The organism is Psychroserpens ponticola, assembly GCF_023556315.2.
Taxonomy (GTDB): domain Bacteria; phylum Bacteroidota; class Bacteroidia; order Flavobacteriales; family Flavobacteriaceae; genus Psychroserpens; species Psychroserpens ponticola.
The window spans coordinates 855,951-871,874 of record NZ_CP116221.1; the positions used below are offsets into that span (position 1 = coordinate 855,951).

Below are 15,924 nucleotides of genomic sequence, written 5' to 3' on the forward strand. Positions count from 1 at the left end.
TATTTGATTCTAATTACAACAATCCTCTTGCTTTGATTTCTAAATACTTATTAATTGTGTCAATTGTTAAGTCTTGAGGCGATGTTAATATCGATTGAATCCCATATTTTTGAAGCTCATTGACAATCAGTCGTTTTTCGAAAGCAAATTTTTCAGCAATCACTTTGTCATATGCTTGTTGAACTGTTTCTGCAGGTTCAGTAATAAGTTGATTGAGTTCGGTGTTTTTAAAGAAAATAACGACCAATAAATGATTTTTTGCAATTCCTTTTAAATATGGTAATTGTCGATGTAAGCTATCTAAAGTTTCAAAGTTAGTGTATAAAAGCATCAAGCTTCGATGGTTAATATTTCGTTTTGTATCAGCATATAATCGGCTGTAATCAGATTCAAAAAAATCGGTGCTTACATTGTAAAGCGTTTCCAGAATGAGGTTCATTTGAGAGGTTCGCTTTTCAGCAACAACAATGTTTTCAACCTTTTTTGAGAAGGCTAAAATACCTGCTTTATCCTGTTTTTTTAATGCCACATTGGAAATTACTAAAGCAGCATTAATGGCATAATCTAATAACGTTAAGCCTTCAAAAGGCATTTTCATCACACGACCTTTATCGATGATAGAATAAATTGGTTGTGATTTTTCATCTTGAAACTGATTAACCATTAATTCACTTCGCTTAGCAGTAGCTTTCCAGTTTATGGTTCTCAAATCATCACCTAAAACATAGTCTTTTATTTGTTCAAACTCCATGGTATGACCAATCTTACGTATTTTTTTAATACCATATTGATGAAGATTATTACTGATGGCAATTAAATCGTATTTACGCAATTGCATAAAACTTGGGTAGGTTGGTACCATCGCGTTATCATCATACGTAAAGCGACGTGCAATTAAACCAAAAACAGATGTGACATAGATATTTAATTTTCCAAAATGGTATTCGCCTCGTTCAACAGGTCTTAGCTTGTATTCAATTTCTGAAGCACTAGACGCTTCCAGTTTACGATGAATGCTAAAGTCTCTTACTTGAAATTGCTCAGGAATCTCGTCAATAATATTCACAAAGACAGTAAACGTATAGTGATTGTTAAGACTTATACGTATTGGGTTTTCATCTCCATTTGAAAATTTTTCAGGGAAAATCCGATTTCCTTTTACGCCATTTTTAGCTGCAAATAATAGAATGGTATCAAGAACAGTAAGAGTAATTAATAATAGCAATACTAATTTGACGATTGCAAAACCTCTAGGAAAAATAAAACTTAACACAAATAGAACCATTATGACAATGCAAGCATAAAAGAATCTATTCTGTAAGTAAAAAGGTTTAATTCGTTTCAACATTTTTGGTAAAAGTTAGATATGTAATCTTTGCTAAATGCTTATCTTGGTATTTCTACCGCTTCAATAATTTGTCTGATAATTTGTTTTGTTGTCACACCTTCCATTTCACGTTCTGGTGTTACAATGACACGATGTTGCAATACAGGAATTGTTGCTCTTTTAATATCTTCAGGAGTTACAAAATCACGTCCACTCATCGCTGCAAAAGCTTTACTTGCCTTCAATATTGCTATAGATGCTCTCGGTGAAGCTCCTAAATATAAAAACGGATTGTTACGAGTGCTAACAATCATATCAGCTATATATTTAATTAGGTGAGATTCAATAATAATTTGATCTACGAGACCTTGAAATTTATTGATTTGTGCTTTACTCAAATGTGCTGTTATCTGATCTGTTTTTTCACCACCTTGTAAATTTTGCTCTCTATTTAAGATTTCAATTTCTTCATCTACATTAGGATAATCGATATCTATTTTGAATAAAAAACGGTCTAATTGCGCTTCTGGTAAACGGTATGTTCCTTCTTGTTCAACTGGGTTTTGCGTTGCTAAAACTATGAATGGTAATTCCATTTTAAATTTTTGTCCGTCGATGGTGATTTGTCGTTCTTCCATGACCTCAAATAAAGCAGCTTGTGTTTTTGCAGGCGCTCTATTTATTTCATCAATAAGAATCATATTAGAAAAAATCGGACCTTCTTTAAATTCAAATTCTGAATTTTTCATATTGAAAACAGACGTACCCAAAATATCACTTGGCATTAAATCTGGTGTGAATTGAATTCTACTAAACCCAATGTCTAAAGACTTTGCTAGTAGTTTTGCAGAAATGGTTTTTGCCACACCAGGAACACCTTCAATAAGTGAATGGCCATTGGCAAGAATAGAAGCTATAAGCATATCTATCATTTCCTTTTGACCAACAATAACTTTGCTAATTTCTCCTTTTATTAATGAAATGCCTTTTTGAAGTTCAGATAAATCGATACGATTTTTGAAATTGATATCGCTTTCTGCATTTTCAATAGTTTCTGAAGCTTCATTAGCTAGATTCTCAGGAGTAAGTGTTGCATCTTGCTGTTCACTTTTTGGTGTTAAATTTTCGTTTTGGTTGTCGTCTATGTGTTCCATAATTTATGTGGTATAAAAATCTTCAATTGCTTTGTTTAATCGTAATAAATCACCTTCATTACAAGGCGTTTTAGCTTTTAAATGTGCGATTTGGTTTACTAGTTTCTTAACTTTTGATTGGTCTTTTCCAGATTTTAAAGATAGATTTTTTACGAATTTTTCATCTAAAATTTGAGTATCTAAATAATAAACACGTCGTATGAATTCTAAAAAATACGTTATTTTTTTCTCAATTAGATTATCGTGATCTTTCGTTTCGTAATATAAATTTCCAATGGTTTTTGTGAAATCTACGGTTGTGTTTTTTAGAGGATTTATAACCATTACGATGCGTTGTTTTCGTTTGGCATTAAATATCATAAAGACTATTGTTGTAATTAATGCCAAATACCAAGCCCATCGTAATGCAGGTTGGCTATGTATAAATCGCAAAGGCGATGCCCCTAATTCTTTACCAAGCTTATTTCTTGAATCAAAATATATGGTGTCATCACTAAGATAAGACATGATGCTTGAAGCGTATTTTTTATTGTCTTTTTTTAGAAGGTGATAATTTGTAAATGCAATAGGTTGTAAATGGATGTAAAAATAGCCGTCTCCCCAAGATGTTTTAATGAAATTCACATATGCAGAATCTGCAAATTTTTGATATCCTAAAACAGTTGTGTAAAGTGTATCTATTTTTGAAAAATAAATATTACTTAAGCCTTTGTTTATTGTAATGGAGTCGTTTTCAAATGAAGGACTTGTTAAAGATAATTCTCCTTTACCTTTAAATGTGAAATCGTTTTGAGTGTTGAAACCTAATGTGTCTTTAAGTCTGTCAGGAAAATAATTACTAGAAAGAAAGATATCATTTCCCGCAGAAGCAAAGTCGAGTAATTCTTGTGCTGAAGTATTATCAATATTGACAAAATCATCAATAACTATATAGGTTCCGGTTGTGAGATAAGAGCTGTCTTCCCAACTGTAGTAGTCATCAAAATACTCATATGGCGTATTTTTAACGTCTTGTACTTTGCTCTCAGGAAATAAGGTTCCTAATTCTTCATAAAACACAAACGTTCCGTACGGAATTTTATGCGTTTCATTATATGTTTTTGTCCAGTTAATTGGAGGAGGAGTAGAGAATTCTATAGCAATAATACCAACGAATAGCAGTACCAAAATCCCAACGTATATTTTTAGCGTTCTACTCATTCTTTAATTGAATTTAAAAATTGAGTAAATGCATTTTTGGCTTTATTGAATTGCGGTTCGTCAATATCAAATTCACCATACCAAATATAGTTGTAGAGATACGATGTATATGAAAACTCTTCTTTTGTGACGTCATGTTCGATTTCATAATAATAGTCACTATTGGTTTTTTCTACATCATAATCTATAATTTCTGCTTTTGATAATGTTTTTAGTAACCATAAGTAATAATATCTGATGGCTAATCGGTAATTATTTTCACTTTCAGCAGTGGTGATTAAAGCTTTAAAATCGGTTTCATAAATATTGTTTTCAATATCAGTAATTGGAATAATACTTTTATCAGACGATCTGCCAAATACCCACTTTCCTTCTTTGTTAATAATAGCTTTAACAATAAAGTAGACAACTAATAAAAAGATGACTATATAAAAAATCTTCAGTACGATATCTGTAACATTAGACGCTTTTGCATCTGAATTAAGGCTAAATAAGTCTTTAAAAACATCAGATAACCATTGTTTGAAACGAGACCACCAACCAGAGTTTTCTATGGAGCGTTCGTAAATAAATTCGTCACCACTGTATTTTTCTTTAAGATTTTCATACGCTCGTTTGTCTCTAGCCTCAGTATCTGTATAAATTGAATCTTGAAGTGTTAGTGTAGTCATTTCAATAGTAGCCATATTAACAGCGTTGGAGTTGAAAGACATTCCGAAGAGAAAAAGGGTGATATATAGAAATTTAAATTTATTCACTAGAACCTATTAAGTCAATATCACTTTTGGTGTTTATATTTTCATTATCTTCTTTAAGACTGTAGAAAACCACACCTTGATTAATTTGTACAATAACATTCAAAACGCTACTGACTAAAAAGGTGAGAAGGAAAATGGCAACCATCATAATGGTCATCGATTTTTCAAGTTGTTGTGGATCAGGACTTCCATTGGGTTGCATTTCAGCTACCATATCTATGATAAAAAACACATATGGTATCATGGCTACTACATTTTGAGCAATGTAACTCATAAAATAAAAGATCCCAACGCAACCAACAGCTGGCCAAAACTTAGAACGTATAAGTTTCCAAGAGTATCCAAAACTATCCCAAATACTTTTTTTGTTTTCAAAGTACTCCATTAACGAACCTTGATATAATAAGCTTAAAGCACCTAAAACTAATGGCAATAAAAGAATTCCAATAAGAGTGATTGCAAGTATAAACATCATCAATCCAGAAATGATACTCAAAGGAATTGCGATTAAAATGCCACAAATCAAGAAGGTGAAAATCTTAGCCAAATTGGCTTTGTATTCTTTAATGATATCAGTCGTATTAAAAGATATGCCATTGTTTTTGGTATACAATTTTAGATAAATTGGTACAAAAGAATAAGATATTAATCCAGCAATTAATCCAACAGCAATAAATACGAGTAGAAGTAAAATAAAAACGCCTGCATTTTCATTCATATAGTCATCAATTGCATTTGGATTCCCATTAATAACACCTCCAAAAATAACATCAACATAAAACTTACTAAAGAAATAACCCATAACCATTAAGATTAATAGGAAAATTCCATTTATGATAAAAAAGTTTTTGTACAAATGTTTACCGTTCTGTTTTAAAAACGCAAATGTATCCTGAAAAAAAGATCCAAAATCTCTGGACTTATATAATTGCATTTTCTTTTTTGATTTTATGGTTAAGCATGAACGGGTAAATTAAATAGTAATATGAAATCAAACTCAAGGTTATTAAAATGATACCAACAGATAACCAATTAGGCATGATGTTAGAATATCTTGTCACATAGCCTTCTAAAAAACCTGCAGCAATAGTAAAAGGAAAAGTGCTAATTAAAATTTTTACTCCATTTTTTACACCCATTTTAAAAGATACCATTCTAGAATATGTTTTTGGAAACAAAATACTAGCACCTAAAATTAATCCAGCTGCACCTTCAATTACTATGGCAAAAATTTCCATAGAGCCGTGAATCCAAATGCCTCTAACGCTTTCCCAAAGCACACCTTGTTTCTGAAAGAAATACTGAAATGCACCAACCATAATTCCGTTTTTCAGCATAATGTAAGCAGTGCCTAAACCACCAAAAACACCCCAAATAAATGACGTGATACCAACGTATAAATTATTGAGTGTAATGCCAATGAAACTTCCCCAATTACTCCCGCTTTTATAAACAGCAACGGGATCTCCAGCTTCAATGTTTTCTAGACTCATATTCACATATTCATCTCCAAGTATAAGTCTTACAAAAGAATCATCATAGGCTGCAGATAAGGCTCCAATGGCAACAAAACTTAAAAATATGGCAAATGCATAGCCTATATATCGTCTGTATTCATATACAATAAGTGGCACTTCAACTTTCCAGAAATAGACAAATCGATTCGTATCTTCTCGTTTCGTTTTGTAAATTTTTTGAAAAGCTTTAGCAGCGAGGTTGTTTAAGTAAAGAATTGTTTTACTTTTGGGATAGTAAGTTTGAGCGTAAGATAAATCATTTACTAACTGAATATAAAGTGATGCAAGTTCATCAGGATTTTTAAGGTTTTTTCCAAAAATAGCCTTTTCGAAATTGAGCCATTTTTCTTTATTTTGTTTAATAAATGCGACTTCTCTCATATGCATTCAAATTAAAGCAATTAATGGTAGAGTTACAAATAAATACCACACAAAACGTTAATATAAATTTCATCGCAGCAAGCGTAGGTGAACGTATTTTAGCGTTTATAATTGATTGGATAATTAAGATCGCTTATATTGTTGTTACCTATCAAATTGTATTTAATTTACTTGAAATAGAAGCGCTTGTTGAGGATATGGATCACTGGTCTCAAATTGCCATTTATGTATCCTTTTATTTGCCTGTTGTATTTTATTCTTTGCTTTTTGAAACCCTTCTCGATGGACAAACGATTGGGAAGCGAATTATGAAAATAAAAGTCGTAAAGATTGATGGTTATCAAGCAGCTTTAGCCGATTATTTAGTGCGTTGGTTTTTTAGAATAGTAGATTTAAATATGATGTCTGGAATTGTTGCTTTAATAGCGATTGTTACAAGTAAAAAAAGTCAGCGATTAGGAGACATGACTGCTGGTACTTCAGTTATTACTTTAAAGAATAATGTCAATATAAGTCATACTATTCTTGAAGAATTAGATGATGATTATATTCCAACATATCCTAGTGTTATAAATTTGTCAGACAATGATGCTCGAATTATTAAGGAAACTTATATCAGAGCTAAAGCTTCAAGAGACTACGAAACACTTGTGAAACTTAGAAAGAAAATTGTTGAAGTTATTGAACTTAAAAACTATAATGAAAGCGATATGCAGTTTATTGATGTCATCCTCAAAGATTATAATTATTATACACAAGGCATGTAATGTTTTTTCAAATTTTAGATATTTTAGGAACTATAGCATTTGCTATTTCTGGTGTACTCATTGCACTTAATAAAAAAATGGACCCATTTGGTGTGCTTATTATTGCATTTGTAACAGCAGTAGGAGGAGGCTCGTTGCGAGATGTTTTAATTGGAATTCAGCCAGTGTCATGGATGACAAATATGACTTATGTTTATGTGATTTTTGGAGCAACTGTATTTGCGGTTTTGTTTAGAAATAAGTTGAATTATTTACGAAAATCATTGTTTTTGTTTGACACAATCGGTATTGGTTTGTATACTGTTGTTGGAATTGAAAAAGGAATTGTTGCCGATTTGCATCCTATAATCTGTATTTCATTAGGAACCATGACAGCATGTTTTGGTGGTGTTATTCGAGATATTTTGTGTAATGAAATTCCTGTGATATTCAGAAAAGAAATTTATGCTACAGCCTGTATTTTAGGTGGTTTAACTTATTTTTTACTACGTGAGTTTATGTCAGACACCAATTTCGTATTTGTTATAGCTGGTATTATTGTAATTGTAGTGCGATTATTAGCCGTAAAGTTTAGAATTAGCTTACCTAGTTTGTATAAAGATAAACCTTAAAAATGTTACCGTTTGGTTAGAAAAATAACATGTTTATAGATAATAATTTCGGATACTAAAATAGTCGTTAAGAAATAAAACAAACCTACAAATAGTAAGATTTTGAATTTCAGAGTTGAAATTTGGAAACTCTCTCAATTCAGAAAGTAATGCCGATACCATATACAAACATGTAAAAAATTGAAAACAAGGAACTGTAATTCTGATGACTTTATTTTCTATAATAGTTGGTTGATTAGAATACGTATAAGCAGATGTTTTACTATTTTATGATTTGAATTGCTTCTCTAACCTTAAAATTGTTAGGTTCATCTGATTTACATTCTTGAACCATTTCTGGAAGCTTATCAACTATAAAGTTATTATAATCTTTACAGGATTTAAAGATATTGAATTCGTCATTTTTAAAGTCCCATACGACACCCTTACCATAGGTTTTATTCGAATAAATAAGACCTCCAACCATACCTGTATTTAATACAGGGTTTACTTTCCATTTATTTCTAAAATTGACTTCAGTGTAGAGATAATTGTTACCACCAAAAATAACTCTCACAAACGAATGACTTTTACTGTTTTGTTGAGCACGATCATTTTTATTTCTGTGTTTTAATATGGTTTTGATTTGAAAAAATGTTTGTCCATTGTGAACAATAGCAAACACATTTCTAATCTTACTTCTTGATTTATCGTAAAAGAAAAAGCAATTATGCGGAAGTGAGTCTTTATGAATTCGTTTTAAATTCACAAGTTCTAATGCATTAATAGCTTCATTGTTACTTGGAGTCTTGCTTAAAAAGTCAGCTTTAGTTTCATATATGCCATCTGGGTAATTAGGATAAAATAAACTGTCTAAACTTGTTAACTTATTTTGACCTTGAGAATAACTTGTTGTTATCGCACATAAAAAACATAAAAAAAGAGATAATTTCATAAGCTGTTGAAAATAAAAATCCTACTACCTTTATTTTACTAAAGATAATAGGATTTATTTTAAAATATGAATCTATTTACTTTGTAGTAGGTACAGGAAATCCTCGATCTCGCATTAAAGCTTCAATCTTAGCATCACGACCTCTAAACAAACGATATGCTTCCGCTGGATCCATAGCATTTCTAGGCGCAAATAAATACTTCACTAATTTTGCTGCTAGATCTTTATCGTAAAACCCTCCAGGAGCTTCAGCAAATGCTTCAGAAGCATCAGCAGTCAACACATCTGCCCACATATAACCATAGTAAGCTGTTGCATAACCTTCACCTGAAAATACGTGACCAAAGTGTGGTGTTCTGTGACGCATTGGTAATTCTTTAGGCATATTAAGTTCTGCTAACGCCTCACGCTCAAATTTGTCTATATCTATATTTGTGGGATCTGCTAAATGTAATTTCATATCCATTAATGCAGATGCTAAATATTCAGTAGTTCCAAAACCTTGGTTGAATGTTGATGCTTTTTTGATCTTAGCAACCAACGACGCTGGAATTGGTTCACCTGTTTTGTTGTGGACTAAAAACTGATTAATGACTTCATCAGTTGATAACCAGCGCTCTAATAATTGCGATTGAAATTCAGTATAATCTCTAACACCTCCATTTAAAGTTGGGTATTTGACATTAGCAGAGAAGAAGTGTAACGCATGTCCGAATTCATGGAAAAACGTAGTAGCATCATCCCAAGATACTAATACAGCTTCACCAGGAGCAGGCTTCACAAAATTTGAATTGTTAGAGGCTAGCACATTAGTTTCACCTTCAAAAGAGGTAAAGCTTCTGTAAGTTGTAGCCCAAGCTCCAGAACGTTTTCCTTCTCTTGCATAAGGATCTAAATACCATAAACCAATATGTTTCCCTGAATCTTTATCTGTCACTTCCCAAACCTTTACATCTTCATGAAATACAGGAACTTTTCCTTCTTCAACTGGTGTAAATGCAAAGTTGAATAATTCACCAGCAGTATAAAATAAGGCTTGAGTTAATTTATCTAATTGAAGATATTGTTTGACTTCATCACTATCTAAATCGTACTTTTTCTTACGCACTTTTTCAGCATAAAATCTGTAATCCCAAGGTTCGATTGTAATATTATCACCATTTTCATTGGCAACTGTTTGCATATCTGCAACTTCTTCAGCAACACGACCAATAGCAGCTGGCCAAACAGCATTCATTAATTCCATAGCATTTTCTGGCGTTTTTGCCATGCGATCTTGTAAACGCCATTGTGCATAATTGTCATAACCTAAAAGCTCAACACGTTCTCTACGCAGTTTAAGAATTTGAGCAATTAGGGCGTTATTGTCATATTCATCTCCATTATCTCCACGAGAATAATAGTTAGTCCACACTTGTTTACGTAATTCACGTTCGGTAGAATACGTTAAAAATGGATCCATTGAAGAACGTGTGTTTGTAATAGCGTATTTGCCTTCTTGACCTTTATCAGTCGCTATTTTTGCTGCTGATTTTACAAACCCTTCAGCAAGACCGCTCAATTGATCTTTTGTTAAATAGGTCACATAGTTTTCTTCATCATGTAAAACGTGGTCAGAAAAATCGTTATATAAACTAGAAAGTTCTTTGTTAATAGCAGCATAACGCTCTTTTTTAGCAGCATCTAAATTTGCGCCATTCATTTCGAAACTCTTATACGTTAAATCTACAACACGTTGTGCTTCTGCTTCTAAAGGTGTTTTTTGAGAGGCATCATAAACCGTTTTAATACGTTGGAATAATTTTGAATTCTGAGATATTTTAGAACTGAAGTCAGATAATTTCGGAGCTAACTCACCTTGAATTTTTCTAAACTCAGGAGACGACATATTGCTGCTCAAAATGCCATAATATGTAAAGACATCGTTTAAGGTTTTTCCTGAAGCTTCCATAGCCACAATCGTGTTTTCAAACGTTGCAGGTTCAGTATTGTTAGCAATCGCATCAATATCGGCAAGATTTAATTCCATGCCTTTTTCAACTGCTTCTTTAATATCTGCTACATTCATTTTGTCGAATGCAGGTACGCCTTCATAAGGACCTGTCCATTCTTGTAACAAAACATTGTCACTCATAGTTGTTGTTTCTTCTGTGTTTTCGGATTGTTTTTCGTCTTTTTTGCAACTAGCAAAAAGTACAATACTGCATAGGAGAGCAGCTTTAATTGATTTTGAAATCATTGTGTGAATTGAATTAGTTTTAGTGTGGCTCAAGGTATTGAAAATTCCTCTTAATTTATGTTGCAGTTATGTTAAAAACTTAAGGCTTTTTGTTTTGGCGATATGCGTGAAGTGAAATTTTAGTTTTGCGATTAGTATCGAATCTATTTTAGATTTTTTTTCAACAGCCAACAGCTATTCTAAAATTTCAACACGTTTTATATATACATTTTGTAACGGCCAATCGCCATCATCAGTTTCTACTTTAGCAATTTTGTCGGCTACATCTAATCCGTTTATTACTTTTCCGAAGATGGTATAATCACCATCTAATTGATGGACATCTCTTAGTGTAATAAAAAACTCATAAGGTGATGCTAATTTATGCGGATTTTCAATATCACTACTTGGCATAGAAATCACACCACGATCATGTTTGAAGCCACGTTTAGTATCTGTTGGAAGTAAATACTTGCCAATATTTTTTCGTTTTCGCATCACATCTCTATCGTCTGTACTGCCACCTTGAACAATATAATTTTCGATTACACGATAGAATTGCGTATCAGTAAAATAGCCTTGTTTTGTTAAGTAAATGAAGTTTGCACGATGGAATTTAGTTTCGTTAAACAACAAAATATCAATGTTTCCAAAATCGGTAACTAGTCGGACTTTAGTTTCTTTGTGTAGTTTTTCATACTGAAGAAAGAATTCCATGGCATTTTTTTCGGTGAGTAGAGGGTATTCGCGTTCTGGAGTTCTTTGTAGAGTGTCTTTTGGTTTAGAAGTAACTATTAATGAATCTGAAGTGTTTGTATTTGTTTTTATTTCATTGGTTTGCTCTTTGCAACTAATGAATAGAAAGAAGATGCTCAGAATACATAGGTATTTCATTATGTTTTTTTTCAAAAATAGAAAAAGCTGATTAGATAGGCTAATCAGCTTTTTTTTGTTTAAAGATCAATACTTATTTTTTGACGATTTGTTTGGTTATGATTTTGCCGGTTTTTAAAGTGATTCTTAAGAAATACATTCCTGAAGGAAGATTCTCTAAATTCAAAGTTGTTTTTAAAGCATTTTTATTATCAATTGATGCGTCAATATAAGTTCTGCCAATATGATTTGATACAACTAATTGATTCATTGGTTCTAGACTTGCAATAGTGATTTTAGATTTTGTTGGGTTTGGGTAGGCTTTTATGATTTTTATATCAACAAGTAATTTGGTTTTGTCAATTTCTTTTTTATTATAATTTTCATTTTGATGCATTCTATTTAAAGGTTCATTAGTGCATCCTTCAATTTTAGCTAGAAAATTTGAACCAGCTTTTGCATGAAAACTAAAACTTTGATTACCTCTATAAGTAGCTTTTAAAAGTATTTTATTTCCTGCTGAATATGTGACATTTGCATTGTTTTCAATTCTGCTATAAGAAGTTATGTTATTTGAAACTTCATTTAAAATTGTGTTTCCGCCATCAATAATAATTATAATATTCAAATTTTCTAAACACTCCTCTGGTGTAGTAAAACTCGCAATAGAACTCCAAATACCATATACGTCATTATCACAACGCGTTCTAACACGCCATTCATATGTTGTTTCATCTTGTAGATTGTTTAATGTAAATGTCGTGTCTAAGTTATTACTTGCGTCATTCCAATTGTTTGAACTACTTTGCTTGTATTGTGAATGATATCCATTATTACCTGATACATCTGTCCAACTAATTTCTGCGCTGTTATAATAAATATTTGAACTTGTAAGTGTTGTAGGTGGATTTAAATTACAAACTTCTTCTAAAGTTGAAAATGTTTCAGTTGCACTCCAATTGCCATATTCACCATTTGAGCATTTTGTTCTGATTCTGTAGAAATAAGAGGTGTTATCTTGCAGGTTTGAAATATTGTAATTAGTTGCACCACTTGATAAACTAACAATTGTAGGAGTATTATTAGAGTTACTTACATTATAAAGAAGTGTATAACCATTGTTACTAGAAACTGGATCCCAATTCAAGGAAGCGGAATTGATTGTTATATTAGATATTATTCTGTTTGTTGGAGGATCTAATAAACATGGATCAGGCACTGGACACCCACCATTCGAAGCTGGTCCTGCTTCATTTGGACAATTATCTTGATTATCTGGCACACCATCTCCATCACTATCTGTGTTTTCATCTGTATAGACTTCAATGTTATAGTATCCGCTAGTGTGTTTAGACCCTCCAGAGGTCATGAATTCAGCGTACAATTTTCCTCCAGTTGGATTAAAATCACTTGCATATAATGTGATATCTCTAGATGAAACGAAAAATGTAGTACCACTAAAAATTGTTTCAGTACCACCGCGTTGTATAGGGTTACTTGAACCGGTTTCTTTGGTGTATATTTTTAGAGTGCCTTCAAATCCATTTGGATTATCAACATTTACAGCAAATTGAATTCTAGAATTTTGACCTGATTCAATTTCAATAATGCCTCCTAATGGAATTATAGTTCCATTATCGTATTGCATACTATAGACTGTTACAGATTGAGCTATAGCATAGTTAGATATTAATAATATTAATGCAAATAAAAGTTTTTGAACATGCTTCATAATAAATAGTATTTTAAACAAAAGCCAATTCAATAATTTGAATTGGCTTATTAGTTATTGTTATTTTAAGATTATTGTCTTGAATTCAATACTACCATCTTCTAAAGTGATTTTTAAAATATAATAGCCTCTTGAATGATTGTATACACTGAAAGAATATTTATAAGTATTAATATTTTCAAAGCTTTCTAGTTTATTTCCATAAATGTTTAGCAACTGTAAACTAAGTATTTTAGATTCTTTTGAAGTTATATTTAAAATATTGCTAGCAGGATTTGGATGAACTTTGATTTTATCTAAATCCTCGAATTTTTGCCCTATTCTTTGACTACTAGGAGGAATTATAGCTGGTTCACAAGGAATAATTCTTGCGATAAAACTTCCTTGACCAGTTATGTTTTGTGCCTGAAATTCAGGGACAAGTCTTATTGAGTGACTAGCTTGATATAAAGATATTGCTCCATTTTCAACAGTATTGCTCGCAATAATATCAATATAGGAGTCATAATTTTCTGTGATACCATTTGGTATATTATCATCCGGACTTTCTAGAACAATTTCTGGAATGAAATTTTCACAAGGAGCAGTTGGAATACAATCATTGAAGGTTACAAAGGGCGGATTATTCTCATCAGATCCATCTGCAATTAAACACCAATCTGTCCAATCTCCACAATTGGTTCGAATTCGCCATCTAAAACATTTTCCTCCCAAAGTATGAACAACATTAACTAAATCTATGCAATTAGCGCTTTGAGTATAGCTTACAAACGATGGGTTTGAACTTGAACCAGCACCATTTGGACATGTTTCTTGAGAAATGAACTCTATTTCATAATCATCATCTGAAATATCGTCCCAGCATAAATCAGTATTATTAATAAACTCTCCAGTAACTATATCACAAGGGGCTGAACAATTATCAAAGTTTATTAATCCTCCAGATGCCGTAATCTGTGATAGGGTATTACAATTTGAATCATTATTTAAAATTACATCGAACGAATATTGTCCAGATGGAGTAGCTCCAAAATCTGATAAATTGACATTAAAGCAATAATTATTTCCTGTTATAACAGGATTAACATAAGTGCTTATGGTATTTACAACTATGTCATCTCTGACATCTAAAGTAAGAGTGGTGAAATTTGTTCCTGTTGGCAATTCAAATGTGCCACATACTTCAATGTTTGAATCTGGACAATCAATATTAATAGGATCAATAATTAAATCTCCCCAGGTTGGAGAACATGAAACACCGCAAATATTGTCAATATATACTGTGCTGAAATGACCTCGGTATTCACAATCAGAAACTGAAAATTCTAGTGTAACATCTCGACCAATAAGGTTAGATGTGTTTATTCTTTCACAAATCCAGTCTGGTGTATACGTTAAAGTATTATTACCATAAGTATTATCAGCTAGCTGTATAAATCTACAGTCGTTATTGATTGTTAAGAGGCAATTAGTAGATAAAATTTCTCCAGTAATATTATCAATTAATCGGTATCTGAAATACGCCCTATTATGTGAATTATTAGTATGACCAAGGTATAAAAAACTGAATTCAATTTGATCTTCATTTATTATAAAATTTCTTGAAACGGATGTTCTATTTCCAATTTGAGAATCAGGGAAATCTATAGGTGTTGGATTTATTTTTAATGATCTAGATCCAGAAAACACTCTATTTACTGAGATACCTAAACTAGCTAAAAGTGGCTCATCTCCAGGCGAAACTAGAGAGGCAAGTGCGTTAAAATTATCTAATCCTACAGGTTGAAAAGCAACTAGGTTATCATCTGTTCCTGTACAACCTGGATTCAAATGATTAGTTGTATTTCTTTCAGTAAAAGTATAATTTGCATATCCACCTTCAAAATCACCATTTATGCATGATTGTCTAAATTCAATAGGTAATTCTAAGGGTTGAAAAAAGACCAAGTCATTCGGTTTATTTTGAAAATACTTTTGTTTAAGTTTTATCTTTTTTGCTTCTAGCAAAACGCTTTCTAAATCAATTCCTGTAATTGGTTTTGATGTGCCATCATGAATATTGTAAAGGTCATCTGCAATGGTATTCTTTTCATTTTGGCTTAGTTCATAATTAGGTAGATTAGTTTTAATAAAGATGTCAATAAGCTTGTTTATTGAATCGGCTTTGGCTAAACGTATTTCTTCTAATTCTATATAGTTTTTATTTTTTGCTTGCGCATTTATTGTTAAAGAATTAAATACAATTAAGGCGAGAGTGATTATGGGTATTGCAATTCTCATAGTTTAGAATTTTATTAATTGGAGTATAGAAATAAGACTTACTTTTCTGTTTAAAAAAAGCAATGGAAATCCTACCTTAAGCTTTATATAGCTTAAGTAAAAGGGTCGGAATTTAAATTTGAAATGAAAAGGCTGACAAATCAAATGAAATGTTAATCAGCCTTTTTTAAAC

General features: G+C 31.7%; 13 protein-coding genes. 2 read left to right on the forward strand and 11 right to left on the reverse strand.

Features of this window, described 5'->3' with window-relative positions:
* Positions 1 to 13: 13 nt before the first annotated feature.
* Genes MUN68_RS03790 through MUN68_RS03815 form a run of 6 tightly spaced genes read right to left on the reverse strand, consistent with a single transcriptional unit; the run spans position 14 to position 6,337 of the window.
* Entirely contained in the window at positions 14 to 1,345 is a 1,332-nt protein-coding gene (locus tag MUN68_RS03790; protein WP_394357640.1) for a DUF58 domain-containing protein, read from the reverse strand.
* Between the two features lie 41 nt (positions 1,346 to 1,386).
* Positions 1,387 to 2,481, reverse strand: coding sequence for an AAA family ATPase (locus MUN68_RS03795; protein WP_249995390.1), 1,095 nt, complete (start codon positions 2,479 to 2,481; stop codon positions 1,387 to 1,389).
* Positions 2,482 to 2,484: 3 nt separating this feature from the next.
* Complete coding sequence (locus MUN68_RS03800; RefSeq protein ID WP_249995391.1) at positions 2,485 to 3,681, reverse strand: DUF4350 domain-containing protein; 1,197 nt, start codon at positions 3,679 to 3,681, stop codon at positions 2,485 to 2,487.
* Positions 3,678 to 4,439 (reverse strand): DUF4129 domain-containing protein, encoded by a 762-nt coding sequence (locus MUN68_RS03805; protein ID WP_249995392.1) that lies wholly within the window; start codon positions 4,437 to 4,439, stop codon positions 3,678 to 3,680. Before MUN68_RS03805 ends, MUN68_RS03800 begins: the two co-directional genes overlap by 4 nt.
* Complete coding sequence (locus MUN68_RS03810) at positions 4,432 to 5,373, reverse strand: hypothetical protein (RefSeq protein ID WP_249995393.1); 942 nt, start codon at positions 5,371 to 5,373, stop codon at positions 4,432 to 4,434. Before MUN68_RS03810 ends, MUN68_RS03805 begins: the two co-directional genes overlap by 8 nt.
* On the reverse strand, positions 5,360 to 6,337 hold the full coding sequence (locus MUN68_RS03815; RefSeq protein ID WP_249995394.1) for a stage II sporulation protein M: 978 nt from the start codon (positions 6,335 to 6,337) through the stop codon (positions 5,360 to 5,362). Before MUN68_RS03815 ends, MUN68_RS03810 begins: the two co-directional genes overlap by 14 nt.
* Here MUN68_RS03815 and MUN68_RS03820 point away from each other — a divergent pair.
* On the forward strand, positions 6,322 to 7,104 hold the full coding sequence (locus tag MUN68_RS03820) for an RDD family protein (protein WP_317134788.1): 783 nt from the start codon (positions 6,322 to 6,324) through the stop codon (positions 7,102 to 7,104). The two genes, MUN68_RS03815 and MUN68_RS03820, sit on opposite strands and share 16 nt — an antisense overlap.
* A complete protein-coding gene (locus MUN68_RS03825) occupies positions 7,104 to 7,715 on the forward strand; it encodes a trimeric intracellular cation channel family protein (protein ID WP_249995395.1) in 612 nt (203 codons plus the stop codon). Before MUN68_RS03820 ends, MUN68_RS03825 begins: the two co-directional genes overlap by 1 nt.
* Before the next feature lie 262 nt (positions 7,716 to 7,977).
* On the opposite strand, the gene MUN68_RS03830 is transcribed toward MUN68_RS03825, so the two are convergent.
* From MUN68_RS03830 to MUN68_RS03850, 5 genes are all read right to left on the reverse strand, one after another.
* Positions 7,978 to 8,649 carry a hypothetical protein gene (locus MUN68_RS03830; protein WP_249995396.1) on the reverse strand — a complete coding sequence of 224 codons (672 nt, stop codon included), beginning with the start codon at positions 8,647 to 8,649 and terminating at the stop codon, positions 7,978 to 7,980.
* 76 nt (positions 8,650 to 8,725) lie between these two features.
* Positions 8,726 to 10,888, reverse strand: coding sequence for a M3 family metallopeptidase (locus MUN68_RS03835; RefSeq protein ID WP_249995397.1), 2,163 nt, complete (start codon positions 10,886 to 10,888; stop codon positions 8,726 to 8,728).
* A gap of 174 nt (positions 10,889 to 11,062) precedes the next feature.
* Positions 11,063 to 11,761: a peptidylprolyl isomerase gene (locus MUN68_RS03840; RefSeq protein WP_249995398.1), complete on the reverse strand. Its 699-nt coding sequence runs from the start codon at positions 11,759 to 11,761 to the stop codon at positions 11,063 to 11,065.
* A 73-nt stretch (positions 11,762 to 11,834) separates the two neighbouring features.
* Positions 11,835 to 13,472 carry a fibronectin type III domain-containing protein gene (locus MUN68_RS03845; protein WP_249995399.1) on the reverse strand — a complete coding sequence of 546 codons (1,638 nt, stop codon included), beginning with the start codon at positions 13,470 to 13,472 and terminating at the stop codon, positions 11,835 to 11,837.
* Between the two features lie 60 nt (positions 13,473 to 13,532).
* Positions 13,533 to 15,752: a T9SS type A sorting domain-containing protein gene (locus MUN68_RS03850; protein ID WP_249995400.1), complete on the reverse strand. Its 2,220-nt coding sequence runs from the start codon at positions 15,750 to 15,752 to the stop codon at positions 13,533 to 13,535.
* Positions 15,753 to 15,924: the final 172 nt, after the last annotated feature.